This is a genomic window from Streptomyces sp. CBMA123, assembly GCF_014596465.1.
In the GTDB taxonomy this organism is placed as follows: Bacteria; Actinomycetota; Actinomycetes; order Streptomycetales; family Streptomycetaceae; genus Kitasatospora.
Map to the genome: position 1 here is coordinate 1 of NZ_MECK01000624.1, position 22,891 is coordinate 22,891.

Genomic DNA, 22,891 nt, shown 5'->3' on the forward strand with positions numbered 1-22,891 from the left:
GCTGGGGACGGCGCTGCTGCGCACCGACGAGTCCGGCGCCGCCGCCGCCCACCGGGCCGCGCTCACCGAACTGCCGCGGACCGTCGTCACCCGCGCCTTCACAGGCCGCCCCGCGCGCGGCCTGCGCAACGCCTTCATCGACCGCTACGGCCCGTACGCCCCGCCCGCCTACCCCGAGGTCCACCACCTCACCGCCCCCCTCCGGGCCGCCGCCACCCGCCGCGCCGACACCGACGCCATGCACCTCTGGGCCGGCACCGCCCACCGCCTGGCCCGCCCGGGGGCGGCGGAGGCCGTCGTCGGGCAGCTGTGGCGGGGCGCGCGGGGGGTCTGACTCAGCTCAGGAGGGTGGCCATCCAGGATTCGATGGCGGGGACGGTCCTGGGGAGGGCGCTGGACATCAGGTGGGCGCCGTCGTCGGTGATGACGAGGTCGTCCTCGATGCGGATGCCGAGGCCGCGGAGTTCGAGGGGGAGGGTTTCGTCGTCGGGCTGGAGGTAGAGGCCGGGTTCGACGGTGAGGACCATGCCGGTTTCCAGGGTGCCGTCGACGTAGCGGTCGGCGCGGGCCTTGGAGCAGTCGTGGTAGTCGAGGCCGAGCATGTGGCCGCTGCCGCAGAGGGTGTAGCGGCGGTAGAGGCCGTTGTCCTCGGCGAGGGCCTGGTCGGCGGGGACGCGCAGGACGCCCCAGTCGGCGAGGCCTTCGGCGATGACCCGCATGGCGGCGTGGTGGAAGTCGCGGAAGCGGGCGCCGGGGCGCAGGGCGGCGATGCCGGCGCTCTGGGCGGCGAGGACGAGCTCGTAGGCCTGGCGCTGGACCGGGGTGAAGGTGCCGCTGAGGGGGAGGGTGCGGGTGATGTCGGCGGCGTAGAGGGTGTCGGTCTCGACGCCGGCGTCGAGCAGCAGCAGGGCGTTCGGGTCGAGGGCGCCGTCGTTGCGGATCCAGTGGAGTACGCAGGCGTGGGCGCCGGAGGCGGCGATGGTGGTGTAGCTGGGGCCGTTGCCCTCGGCGCGGGCGCGCAGGTCGAAGACGCCTTCGATCCAGCGTTCGCCGCGGTGGTGGCGCAGGGCGGTGGGCAGGGCGCGGACGACGTCCTCGAAGCCGGTGACGGTGTGGTCGACGGCCAGTTGCAGCTGCTGGACCTCCCAGGTGTCCTTGACCAGCCGCAACTCGGAGAGCACGGCGGCGAGTTCGGCGTCGTGGGCGAAGGAGCCGCGCCCGGTGGCCTCGTCGACGAGGGCGTCGGTGCCGGCCAGGACCCGGGTGGGCGGTTGCGGGCCGGTGAGCAGCTTGCCGAGGTCGTCGAGGTGTTCGGCGCGCAGCCCGGTGAGCCGGGTGGTCTCGTCGAGGTCGGGGCGGCGGCCGACCCAGAACTCGCCGTAGCGGCGGTCGCGGTAGAACTCGCCGCCGCTGCGCGGGGATCGGGGGCGTACGTGGAGTACGGGTTCGTGGCCTTCGGGGCCGGTCGGTTCGAGGACGAGGACGTGGTCGGCCTGGTCCTCGCCGGTGAGTCCGGTGAGCCAGGCGTAGGCGCTGTGCGGGCGGAAGCGGTGGTCGAGGTCGTTGCAGCGGACCTTGAGCCGGCCGGCGGGGACGATCAGCCGTTCGCCGGGGAAGGCGGCGGAGAGCCGGGCGCGGCGGCCGGCGAACTGGGGGTGGCCGGGGACGCGTTGGTCGGCGGGGAGCGGGGTGGCGGTCCAGGCGGTGCCCATGAAGGCGTCCAGGGCGGGGGAGACCGCGAGATCGTGGCTTCCGGTGGCGAGGCCGGGCTGGGGGTGGGTCACCGGTGAACTCCTAGACGGGGGTCGGGTGCTGGGGGTGGTGGGACACAGCTGGGTAACGGAGGGCGTCACCTCTTGTGCAGTGCAATTTCACATTACTATGTTACGGGTCACACGGCGGTGCGGCCAGAGCCGGCCCCGCAGACCAAAGCAGGCCCCCCACAGCGGAGTTGCCACATGACCAGGCGCAGCCATGCCCTTCTCGCCGCCGCCCTCGCGGCGACCCTCACCCTCGGCCTCGGGGCCTGCAAGAACGACAAGAGCGACAGCGGTGCCGACGCGGCCCCCAGCAACACCAAGGGCCCGGGCGCCGAGAGCGGCTCGATCATCGGCGGCACCCCGGCCAAGGGCGGCACCCTCACCGTCCTGACCAACCAGGACTTCGCCCACCTCGACCCGGCCCGCAACTGGACCGTCCCGCACATGGACTTCGGCACCCGGCTGCTCTACCGCACCCTGACCACCTTCAAGTCCGAGCCGGGAGCCGCCGGCAGCGAGATCGTCCCGGACCTCGCCACCGACCTGGGCAAGTCCTCGGACGGCGGGAAGACCTGGACCTTCACCCTCAAGGACGGCCTCAAGTACGAGGACGGCAGCCCGATCCTGGCCGCCGACATCAAGTACAACGTCGAGCGCTCCTTCTCCCCGGACCTCACCGGCGGACCGGACTACGCGATCCAGTACCTGGCCGGCGGTGAGAAGTACAAGGGCCCGCTCACCGGCGAGCACCTGGCGAGCATCGAGACCCCGGACGCGAAGACGATCGTCTTCCACCTCAAGCGCCCGGTGGCCGAGTTCTCGGACACCGTCACCCTGCCGACCTTCTCCCCGGTGCCGCAGTCTCAGGAGAAGGGCACCCAGTACGACTCCCGGCCGTTCTCCTCCGGCCCGTACAAGATCGAGACCTACGACCGGGGCAAGCAGCTGGTGCTGGTCCGCAACACCAGCTGGGACCAGTCGACCGACACCGTCCGCAAGGCCTACCCGGACCGGATCGTGGTCACCGAGGGCATCAAGGGCGGCCAGGCGGACGACCGGATCATCGCCAGCGAGGGCGCCGACGCCAACGCCATCAACATGCCCTGGATGCAGCACGAGTCGGTCGCCAAGGTGCTGCCCAAGGCGGACGTCAAGGCCCGGATGGCGGCCGAGCGGACCGGCTGTACGGACATGCTGTACCTGAACACCGCCAAGGCGCCCTTCGACGACCCGAAGGCGCGCGAGGCGATGATGTGGGCGGTCGACCGCGAGGCCCAGGTGACGGCGTTCGGCGGTCCGGCGATGGCCGACGTGGCGACCTCCTTCCTCCCGCCGTCGCTGACCGGCGGGGTCACGTCCGACCCGCTGAAGATCCCGCCGGCCGGGGACCCGGAGAAGGCCAAGGCCATGCTCAAGGACGCCGGGAAGACCGACCTCAAGGTCGGGCTCACCGTCTCGCTCAACGACAAGACCCGGGCCGAGGCGATCCAGCAGTCGCTGGCCAGGGCCGGCGTCCAGGTCACCGTCAACACCGTGGACCCGTCCGCCTTCACCGACACCCTCGGCGACACCGCGAACGCCCCCGAGCTGACCATCAACGGCTGGTGCCCGGACTACCCGTCCGCCGCGACCTTCCTGCCGTTCCAGTTCGACGGACGCACCATCAAGGAGAAGGGCAACCAGGGCAACTTCAGCCAGTTCCGGGACCAGGCCACGATGGACGAGATGGACCGGATCGCGGCCATGCCGGACGTCAACGAGGCCAACAAGGCCTGGCAGCAGCTGGACGGGGACCTGATGAAGAAGGCCCCGGCCGTCCCGCTGATGTGGCAGCGCCGCCCGCTGATGGTCGGCACCAACGTGGCGGGCGCGTTCGGCAGTTCGGGCTACGCGGGAATGATCGACCTGGCCGTGGTCGGCGTCAAGGACCCGGCCAAGGGCAAGGGCTGAGGATGACCACCACCACGCAACCCGTCGCCGTGGCGACGGGCCCCGCGGGGAGCGCGAGCCGCGGGCCCTGGCGCCGGGTGGGGCAGCAGCTGTGGGCCCGCGGTTCGGCCCGGTTCGGCCTGATCGCCGTCGGCGTGCTGGTCCTGGCCGCGGCCCTGGCCGGCCCGCTGAGCGCGCTCGGCGGCTGGTCCCCCGAGGAGTTCGACAAGCGCGCCGTGGACGCCTACCTGGGCGGCATGCCCAGGGGCGACTTCGGCGGCATCAGCACCCGGCACTGGCTGGGCGTCGAGCCGATCACCGGGCGCGACCTGTTCGCCCGGGTGCTGCACGGCGGCCAGGGGTCGCTGCTGATCGCGTTCAGCGCGACCGCGGTCGTCGTGGTCGCCGGCACCCTGGCCGGCATCGCGGCGGGCTACTTCGGCGGCCGGACGGACGCCGTGCTGTCCCGGCTGATGGACCTCACGATGTCCTTCCCCTCGCTGATCTTCATGATCGCGATGATGTCGGTGGCCAAGGACGTCAACCGGATCCTGCTGATCACCCTGGTCATCGGCCTGTTCACCTGGCCCGGCATCGCCCGGGTGGTGCGCGGCCAGACCCTCTCGCTCAAGCACCGCGAGTACGTCGAGGCCGCCCGGGTCGGCGGCGCCCGCTCCTGGCGCATCCTCACCCGGGAGATCCTGCCGAACGTCTCCGGCCCGGTCATCGCGTACACCACGCTGCTGATCCCCGGCATGATCGCCACCGAGGCCGCGCTCAGCTACCTCGGCGTGGGCGTCCGCCCGCCGACCCCGTCCTGGGGGCAGATGATCGCCGAGAGCATCGCCCACTACGAGACCGACCCGACGTACTTCCTCATCCCGACGGCCTTCCTCTTCCTCGCCGTGCTCGCGTTCACCCTGCTCGGCGACGCCCTGCGCGACATCCTCGACCCCCGGGGAGCCCGGTCGTGATCCTCTACCTCGGCCGCCGGCTGCTCGGCGTGGCGGGCATCCTGCTCGCCATCTGCGCCATCACCTTCACCATCTTCTACCTGCTGCCGAACGACCCGGCCGCGGCGGCCTGCGGCAAGACCTGCAGCCCCGAGCGGCTCGCCGACGTCAAGGCGGCGATGGGCCTGGACAAGCCGGTCTGGGAGCAGTTCACCGCCTACCTGACCGGGATCTTCGCGGGTCGCGACTACGGCACCGGCCCGAGCGCCGTGCACTGCGGCTTCCCCTGCCTCGGCTACTCCTACGAGTACGGGCTGCCGGTCTGGGACCTCCTCACCGACCGGCTGCCGGTCTCGATCTCGCTGGCCCTCGGCGCGGCCGTGCTCTGGCTGCTCCTCGGCCTCGGCGCGGGCGTCACCTCGGCGCTGCGCAAGGGCGGCTTCACCGACCGGATCCTCATGGTGCTCTCGGTCGGGGCCGCCTCGCTGCCGGTCTACTTCACCTCGATCATGCTGATCTGGGGCGTGGTCAGAACGGCCGGGCTGCTGCCGTACCCCTCGTACCACGCGTTCACCGACGGCCCGCTGGCCTGGGCGTCCAACCTGCTGCTGCCGTGGATCGCGCTCGCCCTGCTGTACGCGGCCATGTACGCCCGGCAGAGCCGCAACTCGATGATCGAGGCGATGGCCGAGCCGTACATCCGCACCGCCCGGGCGAAGGGGCTGCCGGCCCGCACGGTGACCTTCAAGCACGGGCTGCGCTCCGCGACCACGCCGATCCTCACCATCTTCGGGATGGACCTGGGCGGGCTGCTGGCCGGCGCCGTCATCACCGAGTCGATCTTCGGCCTGCCCGGCGTCGGCCGGCTGTTCTACGACGGACTGGCCCGCTCCGACCAGCCCGTGATCCTCGGCGTCACCCTGCTCGCGGCGTTCTTCATCGTCGCGGCCAACCTGCTGGTCGACCTGCTCTACGCGTACGTCGACCCGAGAGTGAGGTACTGATGGCCGGACTGTTGGAGGTCGAGGACCTCAAGGTCGCCTTCGCCACCCCGCGCGGCACCGTCCGGGCCGTGGACGGCATCTCCTTCACCGTCGCGGCCGGGCGCACCCTCGGGCTGGTCGGCGAGTCCGGCAGCGGCAAGTCCGTCACCTCGCTGGCCGTCATGGGCCTGCACCGGGGTGCCACCGTCACCGGCTCGATCCGGCTCGACGGGCAGGAGCTGACCGGCCTGGGGGAACGGGAGTTGGGCACCGTCCGGGGCCGGCGGATCGCGATGGTCTTCCAGGACCCGCTGTCCAGCCTGCACCCCTTCTACACGGTCGGCGAACAGATCGCCGAGCACTACCGGGTGCACTTCCGCGCGGGCCGCAAGGCCGGCCGGGCCCGGGCCGTCGAGATGCTCGCCGAGGTGGGCATCCCGGAACCGGCCCGCCGGGTCGACGAGTACCCGCACCAGTTCTCCGGCGGCATGCGCCAGCGCGTCATGATCGCCATGGCGCTCGCCTGCGAACCCGACCTGCTGATCGCCGACGAACCCACCACCGCGCTGGACGTCACCGTCCAGGCCCAGATCCTCGACCTGATCGCCCGGATCCAGCAGGACCGCGGCCTCGGCGTCGTGCTGATCACCCACGACCTGGGCGTGGTCGCCCGGGTCGCCCACGAGGTACTGGTCATGTACGGCGGCCGGGCGGCCGAACAGGCCCCGGTGGACCGGCTGTTCGCCGCACCCGCGCACCCGTACACCCGCGGCCTGCTGGACTCGCTGCCGCGCCTGGACGACACCGACGACGCCCCGCTGCGAGCCATCCCCGGCAGCCCGCCGTCCCTGCTCGTCCCCGCCCCCGGCTGCTCCTTCGCCCCGCGCTGCGCCCGCACCGGCAGCGCGCCGGCCGAGGAGCACGCCCGCTGCCTGGCCGAGCGCCCGTCGCTCGGCCCGCTCGGTCCGGCCACGGCCGAGCACCGGGCCGCCTGCCACCTGCCACTGGTGCCGGAAGGAGCCGTCTGATGGCGGAACCACTGCTGTCCGTACGGGACTTGGTGAAGACCTTCGCCGGCCGCCGCAGTCGCACCGGCCGGCCCGGTGCGCCGGTGCGGGCGGTGGACGGGGTGAGCTTCGACCTCGGCGCGGGCGAGACCCTGGGCCTGGTCGGCGAGTCCGGCTGCGGCAAGTCCACCACCGGACGGATGATCGTCCGGCTGCTCGACCCCACCTCGGGCACCGTCACCTTCGACGGCACCGAGATCGGCGGCCTCTCCCAGGCCCGGCTGCGGCCGCACCGGCGGCACCTGCAGATGGTCTTCCAGGACCCGTACTCCTCGCTCAACCCCCGCCAGACGGTGGCCCGGATCATCTCCGAGCCGCTGCTGGTCCAGGGCGCGTCCGCCGAGGAGGCACGCGGCCGGGCCGCCGACCTGATGGAACTGGTCGGGCTGATCCCCGAGCACCTCGACCGCTACCCGCACGAGTTCTCCGGCGGCCAGGCGCAGCGCATCGGTATCGCCCGGTCGCTGGCCACCTCGCCGAAACTGGTGATCGCGGACGAGCCGGTCTCCGCGCTCGACGTCTCCGTCCAGGCCCAAGTGGTCAACCTGATGGAGCAGTTGCAGCGTGAACTGGGCCTGGCGTACGTGTTCATCGCGCACGACCTCTCGGTGGTCAAGCGGGTCTGCGACCGGGTCGCGGTGATGTACCTGGGCCGGATCGTGGAGATCGGCGACAAGGCCGAGGTGTACGGCAGCCCGGCGCACCCGTACACCCGGGCGCTGCTGTCCGCCGTCCCGCTGCCGGACCCGGCGGCCGAGCGGGCCCGGGAGCGGATCGTGCTGCTCGGCGACCCGCCGAGCCCGGCCGACCCGCCCCCCGGGTGCGGCTTCCACCCGCGCTGCCCGAAGGCGCAGGCGCGCTGCCGGACGGAGCGGCCGCTGCTGGAGGTGGTCGGGACGGGCGGCCGGCAGGCGGCCTGCCACTTCCCGGACTGACCGGCGGCCTCACAAGCCCCCGGTCGGGCGCGGCGGGGAACCTCACGAGGGCCGCGTCCGACCGGGTTCCACCTCATGGCTCCACCTCATGGCTCCGCCGAGGGGCGCCTGGTTCCTCGGCGGGGTTCCTCGGTGGGGCTCATGGCTCCTCGGAGGACAGCAGCAGTCGGGGGCCCGGCCCCTCGGTGGCGAGTTCGTCGCCCGGGTTGAGCACCCGGCAGCGGCGCAGCGACACGCAGCCGCAGCCGATGCAGCCGGTGAGTTCGTCCTCCAGGCGCTCCAACTCCGTCCGGCGGGCGCGCAGTTGGTCGGCCCAGCGGCGGGAGATCCGTTCCCAGTCGTGCTTGCCCGGCATCCGGTCCTCGGGCAGGCAGGTGAACACCTCGGCGACCTCGGAGAGCGGGATGCCGAGCCGCTTGGCGACCAGGATGAGCGAGATCCGCCGCAGCACGTGCCGCCGGTAGCGGCGCTGGTTGCCCGCCGACCGCTCGGAGGAGATCAGCCCCTGCTCCTCGTAGAAGCGGACCGCGGAGGTGGCGATCCCGGCGCGCCGGGCCACCTCGCCGACGCTGAGCAGGTCGACCGGTGCGGTTCCGGCCATGGTCACCACTCCTTGACTTCAAGTTCTCTTGAAGTCCTAGCGTATCGGACGTGACCGAATCCTCTGCCGTCGAGACCGCCACGACCGTTGCCGAGCAGCCCAGTTGCCCACCGCAGTCGCCGACGGCGGAGGCCTCGGGCGGGTGGCGTGAACTCTTCTCCCGCCGCTACGCGGCCGCCGCGTCGATCCTGGCCGGCGGGGTCGCGCTGTACGCGATGAACCTCTACCTCACCGCCCGCCGGCTGCGGTAGCGGGCCTTCGCGGAGCGGGTCAGTCTCGCGGGCGGGCCCTTCGCGGACCGGCGCGCTTCATGGTCCCGGCCTTTCGCGGACCGGCCTTTCAGGGACCGGCCTTTCACGGGCCGGCGCTTCATGGGCCCAGCCCTTCACGGACCGGCCCCGGATCCCTTTTCGTCGGGGGGACCCGGGGCCTTCCGCGCGTCGGCGACGTCAGTTGGCGGTGTACTCCACGGCCACGCTGACCAGCACCAGCACCGCGTAGACCACCGCCAGGGTGGTCCGCCCGGTGGCGTGCATCGCGAGCGCCCCGGTGAGCAGGGCGAGCAGCTTGAGCACGATCTCCACGCCGAGCGGCTGGCGGAACCGCGGGCCGCCGGCGGCCAGGAACAGCGCCCAGAAGGTGCCCGCCAGGGCGGGGGCGCCGAGCCCCAGCAGCAGCCGGGTGGCCAGGGTGGAGCCGGTCTTGAACCCCCAGTAGCAGAGCGCGGCCAGCATGGCGAGCTCCAGCCCGAAGGCGAGCCCCGCGTTGGTCATGGTCAGTGGGGTCCACTGCCGCTGTCCGACCGGTCCCGGTCTTGCGATCCTCATCCCGTGCGCTCCCCGTTCGCGGTGCCGCCCGGCCGGGCGGCGGTCAGGCGGAGTTTCCCAGTCCGGCCCGCGGGAACTCAATGGATCGCCCCGAAGAGGTGTGCGGGAGGCGCGTTGGGTGGGGTGGATGGACGGACCGGGCCCTCGTGCCATATGAAATGTCATACACCACTCGACTCGTCTGCTGTTCCAGGGGAGGAACCTTCGTGACCGAGGACCTGACCACCACCGAGGACCTGACCACCGCGGAGCCCCCGGCCCCGCTGCCCGCCGCCGAGGGGCTGTTCAGCGTCTCGCCGCAGGCCGCGCACCTCAACCACGGCTCGTACGGCGCCGTGCCGCTGCCGGTGCAGCGGGTGCAGGAGGCGCTGCGGGCCGAGCAGGAGCTGGACCCGGACGGTTTCTTCGCCGACCTGCCCGCCCGGATCGCCGGGGTCCGGGAGCGGATCGCCGCCGAGCTGGCCACCGACCCGGACCGGCTGGCGCTGGTCGCCAACGTCACCGAGGCGGCGGCGATCGCCCTGGACAGCATCCCGTTCGCCCCTGGCGACCGGATCCTGGTCACCGACCACGGCTACGGCGCGGTCACCGAGGCCGTCGCCCGCCGGGCCGCCGAGGCGGGCGCCGAACTGGTGGTGGCCGAGGTGCCGCTGGACGCCCCGGACGAGCGGACCGTCCGGGAGGCGGTGCTCGCCACCGTGGACGGGCGCACCACCGTCGCCGTCCTGGACCGGATCACCTCGCTCACCGCCCGTACGGTGGCCTCCCCGGAGCTGGTCGCCGAGCTGCGCGAGCGCGGGGTGACCACCCTGGTCGACGGTGCCCACGCGCCCGGCATGCTGGCCGAACCGGTCGATCCGAACGCCGACTTCTGGTTCGGCAACCTGCACAAGTGGGCCTTCGCCCCGCGCGCCACCGGCGTGCTGTCCGTCCGTCCCGAGTGGACGGCCCGGGTGCGCCCGCTCGCGCTGTCCTGGGAGCACCACCGGGGCTTCCCGGCCAACGTCGAATGGCGCGGCACCTGCGACTACACCCCTTGGCTGGCCGCCCCGGCCGGCTTCGCGCTGCTGCGCGAGCTGGGCCACCAGGCGGTCGCCGCGCACAACGCCGCGCTCGCCGCGTACGGCCAGCGGGTGCTGGTGGAGCGGGTGGGCCTGCGGGCGCTGCCCGCGACGCCCGGGGTGTGGATGCGCACCGTACGGATGCCGGAGGGCCGGGCGGGCTCCGACGCGTCGTGCCGCGCGCTGGTGGCCGAGCTGTGGCGGCGCCACCGCGTCCGGGTCGCCGTCCGGCCGGGGCCCGACGGCGGGGTGCTGCGGGTCAGCGGCCAGGTGTACAACCGGGCGGCGGATTACGAGCGGCTGGCGGAGGGGCTGGTGGAGTTGTTGAAGGAGTAGCGGCTTGGCCGCCCGCCGCCCGCAGTTCCGCGAGCAGCGTGTTCCGGTCGGCGAGCAGCCCGGTGAGGATCCGCCGGGCTGCTCGGAGCAGGTCGGCGACGTCGCCGCCGGCCAGCGCGTAGACCACCGTGCTGCCGTCCCGGGTGGCGGTGACGATGCCGGACCGGCGCAGCACCGCGAGCTGCTGGGACAGGCTGGAGGGCTCGACCTCCAGCTCGGCGAGCAGGCAGTGCACGGGTGTCGGTCCGGCCTGCAGCAGCTCCAGCACCCGGATCCGGACGGGATGGCCGAGCATCCGGAAGAACTCGGCCTTGGCCTGGTAGACGGCTACCGTCACGCGGCCCCCCTTCCCTGGTGTCGGCGGGCTCAGATCTCCAGCGAGAGCTCGATCTGCTTGAGCCGGTGGCGGGCCATCGCCAGGTTGGAGCGGTTGCGGTGGAGCACCAGGAAGAGGAACAGCCCGCGCCCGCTGGGCGTCGTGATCGGCCGCACCATGTGGTACTGGTGGGTCAGCGTGATCAGGATGTCCTCGATCTCGTTGTCGAGCAGGTTGAGCGCCTCCATCGCCCGCATCTTGGCGCGGACCACGTCGGTGTTCCCGGCCGCGGCGACGTTGAGGTCCAGCTCGCCGCCGTCGCCGAGGGTGCCGAGGGCCATGCCGCTGCCGTAGTCGACCAGGGCGACGCCGATCGCGCCGTCGATCGACATGGCGTCCTTGAGGGACGTCTCCAGGTTCGCCATCGTGGCGGTCCTCCCGTGAGTTGGTGGCTGTGGCTCACGAAGGTAGGCAGCAACTCCCGGACTCCACCGCTGATGACCGCAGACGTTCGGATCTGGTCCACTCCTGGTCGCTTGAAGACATTTGCAACTATGGATCTGAGAGAGGAGTGATCTCCTCGCACGGAAAACGGTGCTATCGATGTCACTCCACCCGGGTAACCTCTCGCTGAGATGCGAGATCACACCAACCACACCCGGACGGCGATGAACACCCCCGATCCAGAGCCCCAGGAAGACCAGGAGCTCAGCCCCGCCGAGGCGTACGCGGCCAGTCGTCGCCGGGCCCAGGAGCAGGCCACCGCCCTGTACGGCTTCCAGCAGCTCTACGACTTCCCGCTGGACGACTTCCAGCTGGAGGCCTGCGAGACCCTGGAGGCCGGCTCGGGCGTCCTGGTCGCCGCCCCCACCGGCTCCGGGAAGACCATCGTCGGCGAGTTCGCCGTGCACCTGGCCCTCCAGGCCGGCCGCAAGTGCTTCTACACCACGCCGATCAAGGCGCTCTCCAACCAGAAGTACGGGGACCTGGTCAAGCGCTACGGCGCGGCCAAGGTCGGCCTGCTCACCGGCGACAACAGCGTCAACGGCGACGCCCCCGTGGTGGTCATGACCACCGAGGTGCTGCGCAACATGCTCTACGCGGGCTCCAGCACCCTCGACGGCCTCGGCTACGTCGTCATGGACGAGGTGCACTACCTCGCCGACCGCCTCCGCGGCGCCGTCTGGGAGGAGGTCATCATCCACCTCCCCGAGTCGGTCACCCTCGTCTCGCTCTCCGCGACCGTCTCCAACGCCGAGGAGTTCGGCGACTGGCTGGACACCGTTCGCGGCGGCACCAAGGTCATCGTCTCCGAGACCCGCCCGGTGCCGCTCTGGCAGCACGTGATGGCCGGCAACCGGATGTACGACCTGTTCGCCGACCCCGACCGGGACGGCCGCCCCAAGCACAGCCTCAAGAACCCCGGCAAGGCCGTCAACCCCGAACTGGTCCGGCTCGCCCGCTCCGAACTCGACCGCAACCCGCGCGACCGCTTCGGCCGCGGCCGGGGCCGCTCCATGCCCAACGGCCGTCCCGGCCGGGTCTGGACCCCGGGCCGGGTCGACGTCATCGACCGGCTCGACGCCGAGGGCCTGCTGCCCGCGATCACCTTCATCTTCAGCCGGGCCGGCTGCGAGGCCGCCGTCCAGCAGTGCCTCAGCTCCGGCCTGCGGCTCAACAAGGACTCCGACCGCGCCCTGGTCCGCGCCATCGTCGAGGAGCGCTGCGCCGACATCCCCGACGAGGACCTGCACGTCCTGGGCTACTTCGAGTGGCTGGACGGGCTGGAGCGCGGCATCGCCGCCCACCACGCCGGAATGCTGCCCCGGTTCAAGGAAGTCGTCGAGGAGCTCTTCGTGAAGGGCCTGGTCAAGGCCGTCTTCGCCACCGAGACCCTGGCGCTCGGCATCAACATGCCCGCCCGCTCGGTGGTCATGGAGAAGCTGGTCAAGTGGAACGGCGAGACCCACGCCGACATCACCCCCGGCGAGTACACCCAGCTCACCGGCCGGGCCGGGCGGCGCGGCATCGACGTCGAGGGCCACGCCGTGGTGCTCTGGCAGCGCGGCCTCGACCCGGAGGCCCTGGCCGGCCTGGCCGGCACCCGCACCTACCCGCTGAAGTCCTCGTTCCGGCCCTCGTACAACATGGCCGTCAACCTGGTCTCCCAGTTCGGCCGGCACCGCTCCCGCGAACTGCTGGAAACCTCCTTCGCCCAGTTCCAGGCGGACCGCTCGGTCGTCGGCATCGCCCGCCAGGTCCAGCGCAACGAGGAGGGGCTGGACGGCTACCGCGAGTCGATGACCTGCCACCTCGGCGACTTCGACGAGTACATGGAGCTGCGCCGCCGGCTCAAGGACCGCGAGAACGAGATGGCCCGCGAGGGCACCAGCCAGCGCCGCGCCGCCGCCATCGAGTCGATCGAGCAGCTCAAGCCGGGCGACGTCATCCACGTCCCCACCGGCAAGTTCGCCGGCCTCGCCCTGGTCCTCGACCCGGGCCTGCCGCCGGTCGACCGCTCCGGCCGCGGCGGCCCGCGCCACCCCGACTTCCAGGACGGCCCGCGCCCGGTGGTGCTCACCGCCGAACGGCAGGTCAAGCGGCTCGCGATGATCGACTTCCCGTACCCCGTCGCCGCCATCGAGCGCCTGCGCATCCCCAAGTCCTTCAACCCGCGCAGCCCCCAGTCCCGCCGCGACCTCGCCTCCGCGCTGCGCACCAAGGCCGGCCACCTCGAACCCGAGCGGTTCCGGCGCGGCCGCGCGGCCGCCGCCGACGACCCGGAGATCACCCGGCTGCGCACCGAACTGCGCCAGCACCCCTGCCACGGCTGTTCCGACCGCGAGGACCACGCCCGCTGGGCCGAGCGCTACCACCGGCTGCACCGCGACACCGAACTGCTCGAACGCCGGATGCGCTCCCGCACCCACACCATCGCCCGTACCTTCGACCGGGTCTGCGCACTGCTCACCGACCTCGGCTACCTCCAGGGCGACACCGTCACCGACGACGGCAAGCGGCTCGGCCGGCTCTACGGCGAACTCGACCTGCTCGCCTCCGAATGCATCCGCGAAGGCGTCTGGAGCGGCCTCGCCGCCGCCGAACTCGCCGCCTGCGCCTCGGCGTTGGTGTACGAATCGCGCCAGTCCGACGATGCCGTCGCCCCCCGGGTGCCGGAGGGCGCGGCCAAGGAGGCGCTCGGCAAGATGGTCCGGATCTGGGGCCACCTGGACGCCCTGGAGGAGCAGCACCGGATCAACACCGCCGAGGGCGTCGGCCAGCGCGAGCCCGACCTCGGCTTCGCCTGGGCCGCCTACCGCTGGGCCCTCGGCCACAACCTCGACCAGGTCCTGCGCGACGCCGACATGCCGGCCGGCGACTTCGTCCGCTGGACCAAGCAGCTGATCGACGTCCTCGGCCAGATCCAGGACGCGGCCGGCGAGGACGCCGAACTCCGCAAGACTGCCCGCAAGGCCGTCGACGGCCTGCGCCGCGGCATCATCGCCTACTCCTCCGTGGGCTAGTCACCACTCCGAAGGGCCCGCCCGTTCGACTCGAACGGGCGGGCCCTTCGGGGTGTGCGTCAGCGGGTGGCGAGGGCCTCCAGGAGGCGGTCCAGGGAGGTGCCGAGGCCCCAGCGGGTGGAGAGGTGTTCGAGGGTCATCGGGTCGAGGGGCTCGTGGGGGAGGGCCGGGTCGAAGTCGGGGAGGGGGACGTCGTCGGCGACCCGGACGACCTTGGGGGCGACGTCGAGGTAGGCGGCGCCCTCGACGATGTTGCGGCGGCGGGCCGGGGTGAGCCTGGAGCCGAGGTCGAGGGCGGCGGCGCGGATGGCGGGGAGGTCGCCGTACTCGTTGATCAGTTGGGCGGCGGTCTTCTCGCCGATGCCCTTGACGCCGGGCAGGCCGTCCGACGGGTCGCCGCGCAGGGCCGCCATGTCGGCGTACCGGGCGCCGTCCACGCCGTACTTCTCCAGCAGCAGCGCGTTGTCGGTGACCTGCAGGTTGCCCATGCCCTTGACCGGGTAGAGCACGGTGATCTGCCGTGCGTCGTCGACCAGTTGGAAGAGGTCGCGGTCGCCGGTGACGATCTGCACCGGGCCCTTGGCGCGGGCGGTGAGGGTGCCGATGACGTCGTCGGCCTCGTAGCCGGGGGAGCCGATCCGGGCGATGCCGAGGGCGTCCAGCACCTGCTCGATCACCGGGACCTGCGGGGCGAGGGTGTTCGGCACCTCCTCCTCGCCGGCCTCGGCGGCCTCCGGGGCCTCGGCGACCCGGTGGGTCTTGTAGGAGGGGATGAGGTCCACCCGCCACTGGGGGCGCCAGTCAGCGTCCATGCAGGCGACGAGTTCGTCGGGCCGGTGGTCGTGGACCAGCCGGGCGATGAAGTCCAGCAGGCCGCGGACGGCGTTGACCGGCTCACCCTGCGGTGAGCGCAGGGTGTCCGGTACGCCGTAGTAGGCCCGGAAGTACAGGCTGGCGGAGTCGAGGAGCATCAGTCGCGGTGCGGTCACGCGTCAGATCATGCCGCACCGCGACGACGGAAGGCGGCCTCAGTGCTCGTGCGGGCCGGCGCGGTGCACGGGGCCGTGGGCGTCGGCGCAGTGTTCGGCGGCCGGCTCGCCGGGGCCGGCGATCTGCAGCAGCGCGCCCGCCTCGTCCTCGCCGACGTGGTCGACCTGGAGGGTGCTGTGGGTGATGCCGTACTCCTTCGCCAGCCGGCGCTGCAGTTCGCGCCGGACGGCGTGGCAGTCGCCGCCGGGGGTGACCAGGATGTGCGCCGACAGGGCGGGCTGGTTGGAGGTGATCTCCCAGATGTGCAGGTCGTGGATCTCCTCGACCAGCGGCTCGGTGACCAGCCGGTCGGCCACCGCGTTCGGGTCGATCCCGGCGGGGGCGGCCTCCAGGAAGATCCGTCCGGAGGCCCGGACCAGGCCGATGCCCGCCTTGAGCATCAGCGCGACCACGATCAGCGAGGCGATCGCGTCGGCCCGGGCGAAGCCGGTGGTCAGCATGACCGCGCCGGCCACGGCGGTGGCGATGAAGGCGTACAGGTCGGTGAGTACGTGCTGGAAGGCGCCCTCGACGTTCAGCGAGCTGCGGTTGGCCTTCGACATGCACCAGGCGGCGGCCAGGTTGACCACGATCCCGATCAGCGCGGTGACCAGCACGAGCGAACCGGTGACCTCGGGCGGCGTGATCAGCCGGGTGACCGCCTCGTAGCCCAGCCAGGCGGACAGGACGAGCAGGGTGACGCCGTTGGCCTGCGCGGAGAGGATCTCGGCGCGCTTGAGTCCGTAGGTGTAGCCGCCGCGGGCCGGGCGGGCGGAGAGCCGCATGGCGATCAGGGCCAGCACGATCGAGGCGGCGTCGGTGAGCATGTGCGCCGCGTCGGAGATCAGGGCCAGTGACTGGGCGGCGAAGCCGACCACGACCTCACCGGCCATGAAGACGACGATCAGGGTGAGGGCGCTGACCAGCCAGCGGCGGTCGGCGTCGGCGGCGACGCCGTGGGAGTGCCCGCCGTGGCCCCCGTGGCCGTGCGCGTGGCCACCGTGACCGCCATGGCCGAGGCCCTGCGAGCTCTGGTGGTCATGCGCATGATCATCGTGGGAGTGCTCGTGCCCGGCCATCGAAGTCCTCTCTGGACGCACGGGTGAGTGGTGACGGGGTGCGATCGCCCCGCACTCGAAGTGAACCGCAGAATCGACAAAGATCCAAAGGCTGTACTGGTGACCGTTGTCGTTGCCGATGAAGGGCTCCTCCGGACGGCGTATCCCCGATGCCTCCGGCATGGACCCTGGTGAATCCGGGTGTCTCCGTCACCCGGCGGGTGGAGCCGGCTTGCGCAGCCTCGCGCCGGTCCGCGACGATCATGGCCCGTGCAGATCGCTACCGCGGATTCCGTCCGCTGGCTCTCCGAACTCTCATTCACCGCCAGTGAGTTGACGTATCGTCACCTCATGGTGGCGCGTGAGTGGTTCCCGCACCGGTGCATCCCCCGGGGCCTCGGCCGGGACTTCGACGGCCCGCTGGGCGGCGAGCCCCGGTGGCCCGAGTAGTCCGCGCTCGCACCCGCCGTGCGCTCCGCCCTGGTCGTCAACCCGCCGGCCGAGGACAGCCTGCCGGGCTGCCACTGGACCATCGGCAGCCGGGCCTCCCGGGGCGGCGCCCGGGGTGCCTGGCCGCACCGGTGGACCGCCGAGGAGGACCCCGGCACGCCGCCGCCTCCGGGGCTATCTGCACGCCTCCCCGCGGAGGGGCAGCGCCACGGCTCAGTGCAGGGCGACCGCGTCCAGGGAGGCGGCGGTGGCGGCGCGGACGAGGGCCTGCATGACGCGGAGGTCGGTGCCCTGTTCGGGGTGCCACTGGACGCCGATGGTGAAGCCGGGGCCCTCGACGGCCTCCACCGTGCCGTCCGGGGCGAGGGCGCTGACGCGCAGGCCGGCGCCGAGGCGGTCGACGGCCTGGTGGTGGAAGGTGGGCACCTCCAGCTCGGTCTCCGGGAGGAGGCCGCCGAGCAGGGTGCCGGGCACCGGCCGGACCAGGTGGGCGCCGTAGCACCCCGGCGAACCGGCGTGCACGTCCACGTCCAGCACGTCCGGCAGGTGCTGCACCAGCGTCCCGCCGCAGACCACGTTCAGCACCTGCATGCCCCGGCAGATCCCCAGCACCGGCATGCCCGCCGCCAGGGCGCCGCGCAGCAGGGCGACCTCCCAGACGTCGCGTTCCGGGGAGTCGACGTCCGTCAACGGGTGGGCCGGCTGCCCGTAGTAGGCCGGGTCGATGTCCGGTCCGCCGGCGATGACGAGGGCGTCGAGCCGGGCGAGCACCTCGGCTGCGCGTTCGGGGGCGTCGGGCGGCAGGAGGACGGCGATGCCGCCGGAGTCCTGGACGTACGCGGTGTACCGCTCCGGCACCAGGGCGACGCGACGACCCCGCCAGTCGCTCCAACTCGCGTCCACCAGGTAGGTGCTGACGCCGATGAAAGGCCTGCGATCCATGGCGGGCATTCTCCTCCCGCACCGCCTGATACCCCGTCAACCACGCGTCTCGGCGCGCCACACCCGTCCGCCCTCTTCCGTGCCGTGAGCCGCAGGCCGTACGGTTCGCTGTGACCGCTTGATCTCGAAGAGTGATCGAGGAGGAGGGTTTCGGCATGCCCGAGAACGCCATGCCCGAGAACGCCCCCGCGGGTTCGCGGCCCCGGCCGCCACTGACCCTGGACGAGCTGCGCACCCTGGTGGACGCGGGTGAGGTGCACACCGTCGCGCTCTCCTTCACCGACATGCAGGGCAGACTGCAGGGCAAACGGTTCGCCGCCCGCTTCTTCCTCGACGAGGTGGCGGAGAACGGCGCCGAGGCCTGCGACTACCTGCTGGCCGTGGACGTCGACCTGAACACCGTGGACGGCTACGCCTTCTCCTCCTGGGCCACCGGCTACGGCGACTTCGCGATGCGCCCCGACCTCGGCACCCTGCGGCTGACCCCCTGGCAGCCCGGCACCGCCCAGGTCACCGCCGACCTGGCCCGGCACGGCGGCCACCCGGTGGACGCGGCCCCGCGCCAGCTGCTGCGCCGCCAGATCGCCCGGCTCGCCGAGTACGGGCTGGCCGCGGACATCGGCACCGAGCTGGAGTTCCTGGTCTTCCGCGACACCTACGAGCAGGCCTGGCTGGGCGGTTACCGCGGGCTGACCCCGGCGAACCTCTACAACGTGGACTACTCGATGCTGGGCACCGCCCGGGTCGAGCCGCTGCTCTCCCGGATCCGCAACGAGATGGCCGGTGCGGGGCTGACCGTGGAGTCCGCCAAGGGCGAGTGCAACCTGGGCCAGCACGAGATCGCGTTCCGCTACTCCGACGCCCTCACCACCTGCGACCAGCACAGCGTCTACAAGACCGGCGCCAAGGAGATCGCCGCCCAACAGGGCTGCGCGCTCACCTTCATGGCCAAGTACGACGAGCGCGAGGGCAACAGCTGCCACATCCACCTGTCGCTGCGCGACGCCGTCGGCGCGCCCGCCTTCGCCGACCGGGACGGCCGGATGACCGACACCATGCGGCACTTCCTGGCCGGGCAGCTCGTCGCCCTGCGCGAGTTCAGCGTGCTGTACGCGCCGAACATCAACTCCTACAAGCGCTACCGCCCGGGCTCCTTCGCCCCGACGGCCGTCGCCTGGGGCCGGGACAACCGCACCTGCGCCTACCGGGTGGTCGGCCACGGCGCGGGGCTGCGGATGGAGAACCGGGTGCCCGGCGGCGACGTCAACCCGTACCTCGCGGTGGCCGGGATGATCGCGGCCGGCCTGTACGGGCTGCAGCGCAAACTCGACCTGCCGACGCCCTGCCTGGGCAACGCCTACGCGGCGGAGGAGTACGCCCGGGTGCCCGGATCGCTGCGCGAGGCGGCCGACTTGTGGGCGGAGAGCGAGCTGGCCCGGACGGCCTTCGGGGACGACGTGGTCGACCACTACCTGAACATGGCCCGGGTCGAGCAGGCCGCCTACGACGGCGCCGTCACCGACTGGGAGCGCTACCGATCCTTCGAACGGATGTGAGCCATGACCCAGCCGACTCGCGTGACCGACCCGACTCCCGTGACCCAGCCGATTCCCGTGACCGACCCGACGACCACCAGCGAGGTGCGCAACCCCGCCACCGGCGAGCTGCTCGCCACCGTCCCGGACACCACCGCCGCGCAGTTGGACGCTGCCGTCCAGCGGGCGATGAAGGCCCAGGCGGGCTGGGCGGCGCTGGCGCCCGGCGACCGGGCCCGGCTGCTGCGCCGGTTCGCCGACCAGGTCGAGGTGCACGTCCCGGAGCTGGCCGCGCTGGAGGTGCGCGAGGCCGGGCACACCCTCGGCAACGCCCGCTGGGAGGCCGGCAACGTCCGGGACCTGCTGGAGTACGCGGCCGGGGGAGTGGAACGGCTGACCGGGTACCAGATCCCGGTGTCCACCGGCCTGGACGTGACCTTCCAGGAGCCGATCGGCGTGGTCGGGGTGATCGCGCCGTGGAACTTCCCGATGCCGATCGCCGCCTGGGGCTTCGCCCCGGCCCTGGCGGCCGGCAACGCGGTGCTCCTCAAGCCCGCTGAGGCGACTCCGCTGACCGCGCTGCGGCTGGCCGAACTGGCACTCGCCGCAGGGCTTCCCGAGGGGCTGTTCCAGGTGGTCCCGGGGGCCGGCGGCACCACCGGGCGGGCGCTGGTCGACCACCCGGCGGTACGCAAGATCGTCTTCACCGGGTCGACCGTGGTCGGCAAGGAGGTCGCCGCCCGCTGCGCGGCCCGGGTCAAGCGGGTCACCCTGGAGCTCGGCGGCAAGAGCCCCAGCATCGTCTTCGCGGACGCCGACCTGGCCCGCGCCGCCGATCCGATGTCCTTCGCCGACAACAGCGGCCAGGACTGCTGCGCCCGCAGCCGCATCCTGGTCCAGCGCGAGGTCTACGACGACTTCCTGGCGCTGCTGGTGCCCGCCGTCGAGGCGCTGCGCACCGGCGACCCGAGCGACCCGGCCACCCAGCTGGGCCCGCTGATCTCGGCCGCCCAGGTCCGCCGGGTCGCCTCCTACGTCACCCCCGACCTCCCGGTGCTGGCCCGGGGCGAGGTGCCGGACGGGCCCGGCTACTGGTACCCGCCGACGGTGCTGGCGCCCGCCGACCGGGCGGTCCCGGCGGTCACCGAGGAGATCTTCGGCCCGGTCGCCGCCGTCCTGCCGTTCACCGACGAGGCCGACGCGCTGCGGCTGGCCAACGCCACCCGCTACGGCCTGTCCGGCTCGATCTGGACCAGGGACGTCGGCCGGGCGCTGCGCCTGGCCCGGGGCGTACGGGCGGGCAACCTGTCCGTCAACTCGCACTCCTCGGTGCGCTACTGGACGCCCTTCGGCGGCTTCGGCGAGTCGGGGGTGGGCCGCGAGCTGGGGCCGGACGCGCTGCGTCACTTCACCGAGACCAAGAACGTCTTCATCCACAGCGAGGAGTGACAGTCCATGACCGAGCAGGACGACATCGTCTGCCGCCGCCTGGTCGGCCGTACCGCCGTGGTCACCGGCGCGGGCAGCGGGATCGGTCTGGCCGCCGCCCGCCGGCTCTCCTCCGAGGGCGCGAAGGTGGTCTGCGCGGACCTGGACGAGCAGACCGGACGGGCGGCCGCCAAGGAGGTCGGCGGGCTGTTCGTGCACACCGACGTCACCGACCCGTACATGGTCGAGGCGCTGTTCGACGAGGCGTACGAGACCTACGGCAGCGTGGACGTCGCCTTCAACAACGCCGGCATCTCGCCGCCGGAGGACGACTCGATCCTGACCACCGAACTGGACGCCTGGCGCAAGGTCCAGGAGGTCAACCTGACCTCGGTCTACCTGTGCTGCAAGGCCGCGCTGCCGTACATGCGCCGGCACGGGCGCGGCTCGATCATCAACACCGCCAGCTTCGTGGCCCGGATGGGCGCCGCCACCTCGCAGATCTCGTACACCGCCTCCAAGGGCGGGGTGCTGGCGATGTCCCGGGAACTGGGCGTGCAGTTCGCCCGGGAGGGGATCCGGGTGAACGCGCTGTCGCCCGGACCGGTGGACACCCCGCTGCTGCGCGAGCTGTTCGCCAAGGACCCGGAGCGGGCGGCCCGTCGGCTGGTGCACATCCCGCTCGGCCGGTTCGCCCGGGCCGAGGAGATCGCGGCCGCGGTGGCCTTCCTGGCCAGCGACGACTCCTCGTTCATCACCGCGAGCGAGTTCCTGGTGGACGGCGGCATCTCCGGGGCGTACGTCACCCCGTTGTAGGGCCGGGCCCCCGGCCCGCAGGGGCTTCTCACCGTAATCTCATCGAAAACCTCCGGAATTCCCGGCTGCGCTGATTTCGCGTTTATCCGGCTACCTTTAGATTCTTTGCTGTGAGCGAGCAGATTCCCGCCGGGTGGTACCCGGACCCGAAGGACACCACCAGTGACCCGAGACCGCAACGCTGGTGGGACGGCAAGGGCTGGACGGCCGACACCCGGCCCGCACCCTCGGACGCCCCGCCGCCGGAGCCCCCGGCCGCCGCGGCTCCGGGGCACGGAGCGGCCGAGCAGCCCACCGTGCTGGAGGGCGAGGTCCTGGACAGCGGCCCGACGGTCCGCTACCCGGAGCCGCCGCCCTTCGGCACCGCCTACGGCGCGCCCGGCCGGCCGCCGGGCAAGGCCCGGCGCAAGCCGTCCAAGCTGGTCGTGGCCACCGTGGTCGCCGCCGTGCTCGGCCTGGGCGCGGGCTCCGGGATCACCTACCTGGCGATGGACGGCCGCCACGACAACCAGCCGCAGCGCAGCGCCGCCCGCACCCATCCGGCGCCGAACGACGACGGCGGGGTGTTCGGCTTCCCCGGCCTCGGCGGCGGTGGCAACGGTGGCGGCCAAGGCAGTGGCGGTGGCAACGGCAGTGGCGGCGGCAACGGCAATGGCGGCGGCAACGGCAATGGCAACGGCAATGGCAGCGGGAAGGCCAAGCCGGGCGCCAACAAGGCGATCGACCTCGTGAACGGGCTCACCCTGCCCACCCCCTCCGGCTGGCAGGCCGGCACCACCGACAACGGCTACGCCGCGCTGACCATCGGCGCCTACAAGTGCCCGGACGGCACCGACAACTGCACCCTCGGCGGGGTGAACACCGGCCGGATCACCGGCGGTGGCACGGACGCCCAGGCGGCGGCGAAGGCGGACATCGCGCAGGCCGTCAAGGACTCCTACGGCGACGTCACCGGCCACCAGGAGCTCAAGTCCGAGGCCGTGAAGGTCAACGGCCAGGACGGCTACCTGGTCCGCTGGAAGGTGGACGCGGCCAAGGGCAACAGCGGCTACGTGGAGACCGTGGTCTTCCCGTCCGCCGACGGCAAGGCGCTGGTCTCGGTGCACTTCGGCTTCGACATCGCCGACAAGGCGCCGGACGTCTCCGTGATGGACACCATCGTGAAGGGCATCGCCGACTTCAAGGGCAAGGTCCCGGGCGTGCCCGGGATGCCCGGCCTGCCGGGCTCCGGCGGCGGTTCCGGGCCCGGTGGTGGTTCCGGTTCCACCGGTGGTTCCGGTGGCGGCTCCACCGGTGGAACCGACGGCTCCGGGACCGCCACCACCTGAGCCCCCCGCTCCT

General features: G+C 72.5%; 21 protein-coding genes. 13 read left to right on the forward strand and 8 right to left on the reverse strand.

Annotated features, from left to right (window positions below; all coding sequences use genetic code 11):
* Positions 1-334 (forward strand): nitronate monooxygenase (locus BG452_RS41895; protein WP_188309627.1); only part of this gene is annotated, 334 nt, incomplete at its 5' end.
* A gap of 1 nt (position 335) precedes the next feature.
* Here BG452_RS41895 and BG452_RS41900 read toward each other — a convergent pair.
* Positions 336-1,784 carry an aminopeptidase P family protein gene (locus BG452_RS41900; protein ID WP_317621493.1) on the reverse strand — a complete coding sequence of 483 codons (1,449 nt, stop codon included), beginning with the start codon at positions 1,782-1,784 and terminating at the stop codon, positions 336-338.
* 174 nt (positions 1,785-1,958) lie between these two features.
* Here BG452_RS41900 and BG452_RS41905 point away from each other — a divergent pair, with 174 nt between their 5' ends.
* Genes BG452_RS41905 through BG452_RS41925 form a run of 5 tightly spaced genes read left to right on the forward strand, consistent with a single transcriptional unit; the run spans position 1,959 to position 7,627 of the window.
* Complete coding sequence (locus BG452_RS41905) at positions 1,959-3,710, forward strand: ABC transporter substrate-binding protein (protein ID WP_188309628.1); 1,752 nt, start codon at positions 1,959-1,961, stop codon at positions 3,708-3,710.
* Positions 3,711-3,712: 2 nt separating this feature from the next.
* Complete coding sequence (locus tag BG452_RS41910; RefSeq protein WP_188309629.1) at positions 3,713-4,663, forward strand: ABC transporter permease; 951 nt, start codon at positions 3,713-3,715, stop codon at positions 4,661-4,663.
* On the forward strand, positions 4,660-5,646 hold the full coding sequence (locus BG452_RS41915; RefSeq protein ID WP_188309630.1) for an ABC transporter permease: 987 nt from the start codon (positions 4,660-4,662) through the stop codon (positions 5,644-5,646). The genes BG452_RS41910 and BG452_RS41915 overlap by 4 nt, the downstream gene beginning before the upstream one ends.
* Positions 5,646-6,653 (forward strand): ABC transporter ATP-binding protein, encoded by a 1,008-nt coding sequence (locus BG452_RS41920; RefSeq protein WP_188309631.1) that lies wholly within the window; start codon positions 5,646-5,648, stop codon positions 6,651-6,653. The genes BG452_RS41915 and BG452_RS41920 overlap by 1 nt, the downstream gene beginning before the upstream one ends.
* The gene (locus tag BG452_RS41925) at positions 6,653-7,627 is read left to right on the forward strand and encodes an ABC transporter ATP-binding protein (protein WP_188309632.1); all 975 of its coding nucleotides are present in this window, start codon (positions 6,653-6,655) and stop codon (positions 7,625-7,627) included. Before BG452_RS41920 ends, BG452_RS41925 begins: the two co-directional genes overlap by 1 nt.
* A gap of 139 nt (positions 7,628-7,766) precedes the next feature.
* On the opposite strand, the gene soxR is transcribed toward BG452_RS41925, so the two are convergent.
* Positions 7,767-8,228, reverse strand: a complete 462-nt coding sequence (gene soxR, locus BG452_RS41930; protein WP_188309633.1) for a redox-sensitive transcriptional activator SoxR — start codon at positions 8,226-8,228, stop codon at positions 7,767-7,769.
* 50 nt (positions 8,229-8,278) lie between these two features.
* On the opposite strand from soxR, the gene BG452_RS41935 reads away from it, so the two are divergent.
* On the forward strand, positions 8,279-8,479 hold the full coding sequence (locus tag BG452_RS41935) for a hypothetical protein (protein WP_188309634.1): 201 nt from the start codon (positions 8,279-8,281) through the stop codon (positions 8,477-8,479).
* A gap of 198 nt (positions 8,480-8,677) precedes the next feature.
* On the opposite strand, the gene BG452_RS41940 is transcribed toward BG452_RS41935, so the two are convergent.
* Positions 8,678-9,001 carry a DUF2568 domain-containing protein gene (locus BG452_RS41940; RefSeq protein WP_188309635.1) on the reverse strand — a complete coding sequence of 108 codons (324 nt, stop codon included), beginning with the start codon at positions 8,999-9,001 and terminating at the stop codon, positions 8,678-8,680.
* A gap of 260 nt (positions 9,002-9,261) precedes the next feature.
* On the opposite strand from BG452_RS41940, the gene BG452_RS41945 reads away from it, so the two are divergent.
* On the forward strand, positions 9,262-10,452 hold the full coding sequence (locus BG452_RS41945; RefSeq protein ID WP_317621494.1) for an aminotransferase class V-fold PLP-dependent enzyme: 1,191 nt from the start codon (positions 9,262-9,264) through the stop codon (positions 10,450-10,452).
* Here the strand turns inward: BG452_RS41945 and BG452_RS41950 are convergent.
* Positions 10,376-10,789 carry an ArsR/SmtB family transcription factor gene (locus tag BG452_RS41950; RefSeq protein ID WP_188309637.1) on the reverse strand — a complete coding sequence of 138 codons (414 nt, stop codon included), beginning with the start codon at positions 10,787-10,789 and terminating at the stop codon, positions 10,376-10,378. The genes BG452_RS41945 and BG452_RS41950 overlap by 77 nt on opposite strands.
* Before the next feature lie 29 nt (positions 10,790-10,818).
* On the reverse strand, positions 10,819-11,193 hold the full coding sequence (locus tag BG452_RS41955) for a hypothetical protein (protein WP_188309638.1): 375 nt from the start codon (positions 11,191-11,193) through the stop codon (positions 10,819-10,821).
* A gap of 243 nt (positions 11,194-11,436) precedes the next feature.
* On the opposite strand from BG452_RS41955, the gene BG452_RS41960 reads away from it, so the two are divergent.
* Positions 11,437-14,292, forward strand: a complete 2,856-nt coding sequence (locus tag BG452_RS41960; protein WP_188309653.1) for a DEAD/DEAH box helicase — start codon at positions 11,437-11,439, stop codon at positions 14,290-14,292.
* 59 nt (positions 14,293-14,351) lie between these two features.
* Here the strand turns inward: BG452_RS41960 and BG452_RS41965 are convergent, their stop codons facing one another.
* The 3 genes from BG452_RS41965 to BG452_RS41975 form a co-directional block, all read right to left on the reverse strand.
* Positions 14,352-15,263 (reverse strand): 5'-3' exonuclease, encoded by a 912-nt coding sequence (locus BG452_RS41965; protein ID WP_188309654.1) that lies wholly within the window; start codon positions 15,261-15,263, stop codon positions 14,352-14,354.
* 57 nt (positions 15,264-15,320) lie between these two features.
* Positions 15,321-16,400: a cation diffusion facilitator family transporter gene (locus BG452_RS41970; protein WP_188309639.1), complete on the reverse strand. Its 1,080-nt coding sequence runs from the start codon at positions 16,398-16,400 to the stop codon at positions 15,321-15,323.
* Positions 16,401-17,042: 642 nt separating this feature from the next.
* On the reverse strand, positions 17,043-17,771 hold the full coding sequence (locus BG452_RS41975; protein WP_188309640.1) for a gamma-glutamyl-gamma-aminobutyrate hydrolase family protein: 729 nt from the start codon (positions 17,769-17,771) through the stop codon (positions 17,043-17,045).
* A gap of 155 nt (positions 17,772-17,926) precedes the next feature.
* On the opposite strand from BG452_RS41975, the gene BG452_RS41980 reads away from it, so the two are divergent.
* The 4 genes from BG452_RS41980 to BG452_RS41995 all read left to right on the forward strand — a co-directional run bounded on the left by BG452_RS41980 (position 17,927) and on the right by BG452_RS41995 (position 22,878).
* Complete coding sequence (locus BG452_RS41980) at positions 17,927-19,327, forward strand: glutamine synthetase family protein (protein ID WP_317621495.1); 1,401 nt, start codon at positions 17,927-17,929, stop codon at positions 19,325-19,327.
* A 57-nt stretch (positions 19,328-19,384) separates the two neighbouring features.
* Positions 19,385-20,755: an aldehyde dehydrogenase family protein gene (locus tag BG452_RS41985; RefSeq protein ID WP_317621496.1), complete on the forward strand. Its 1,371-nt coding sequence runs from the start codon at positions 19,385-19,387 to the stop codon at positions 20,753-20,755.
* A gap of 6 nt (positions 20,756-20,761) precedes the next feature.
* A complete protein-coding gene (locus BG452_RS41990) occupies positions 20,762-21,550 on the forward strand; it encodes a 3-oxoacyl-ACP reductase (RefSeq protein WP_188309642.1) in 789 nt (262 codons plus the stop codon).
* A 110-nt stretch (positions 21,551-21,660) separates the two neighbouring features.
* Positions 21,661-22,878 (forward strand): DUF2510 domain-containing protein, encoded by a 1,218-nt coding sequence (locus BG452_RS41995; protein WP_188309643.1) that lies wholly within the window; start codon positions 21,661-21,663, stop codon positions 22,876-22,878.
* Positions 22,879-22,891 lie beyond the last annotated feature (13 nt).

Excerpts from the sequence above, each read along its gene's own strand:
- BG452_RS41905 (WP_188309628.1), top strand. The coding sequence starts at position 1,959 with ATGACCAGGCGCAGCCATGCCCTTCTCGCCGCCGCCCTCGCGGCGACC.
- BG452_RS41910 (WP_188309629.1), top strand. The coding sequence starts at position 3,713 with ATGACCACCACCACGCAACCCGTCGCCGTGGCGACGGGCCCCGCGGGG.
- BG452_RS41920 (WP_188309631.1), top strand. The coding sequence starts at position 5,646 with ATGGCCGGACTGTTGGAGGTCGAGGACCTCAAGGTCGCCTTCGCCACC.
- BG452_RS41925 (WP_188309632.1), top strand. The coding sequence starts at position 6,653 with ATGGCGGAACCACTGCTGTCCGTACGGGACTTGGTGAAGACCTTCGCC.
- soxR (WP_188309633.1), bottom strand. The coding sequence starts at position 8,228 with ATGGCCGGAACCGCACCGGTCGACCTGCTCAGCGTCGGCGAGGTGGCC.
- BG452_RS41940 (WP_188309635.1), bottom strand. The coding sequence starts at position 9,001 with ATGACCAACGCGGGGCTCGCCTTCGGGCTGGAGCTCGCCATGCTGGCC.
- BG452_RS41955 (WP_188309638.1), bottom strand. The coding sequence starts at position 11,193 with ATGGCGAACCTGGAGACGTCCCTCAAGGACGCCATGTCGATCGACGGC.
- BG452_RS41960 (WP_188309653.1), top strand. The coding sequence starts at position 11,437 with ATGAACACCCCCGATCCAGAGCCCCAGGAAGACCAGGAGCTCAGCCCC.
- BG452_RS41965 (WP_188309654.1), bottom strand. The coding sequence starts at position 15,263 with ATGCTCCTCGACTCCGCCAGCCTGTACTTCCGGGCCTACTACGGCGTA.
- BG452_RS41970 (WP_188309639.1), bottom strand. The coding sequence starts at position 16,400 with ATGGCCGGGCACGAGCACTCCCACGATGATCATGCGCATGACCACCAG.
- BG452_RS41975 (WP_188309640.1), bottom strand. The coding sequence starts at position 17,771 with ATGGATCGCAGGCCTTTCATCGGCGTCAGCACCTACCTGGTGGACGCG.
- BG452_RS41980 (WP_317621495.1), top strand. The coding sequence starts at position 17,927 with ATGCCCGAGAACGCCATGCCCGAGAACGCCCCCGCGGGTTCGCGGCCC.
- BG452_RS41990 (WP_188309642.1), top strand. The coding sequence starts at position 20,762 with ATGACCGAGCAGGACGACATCGTCTGCCGCCGCCTGGTCGGCCGTACC.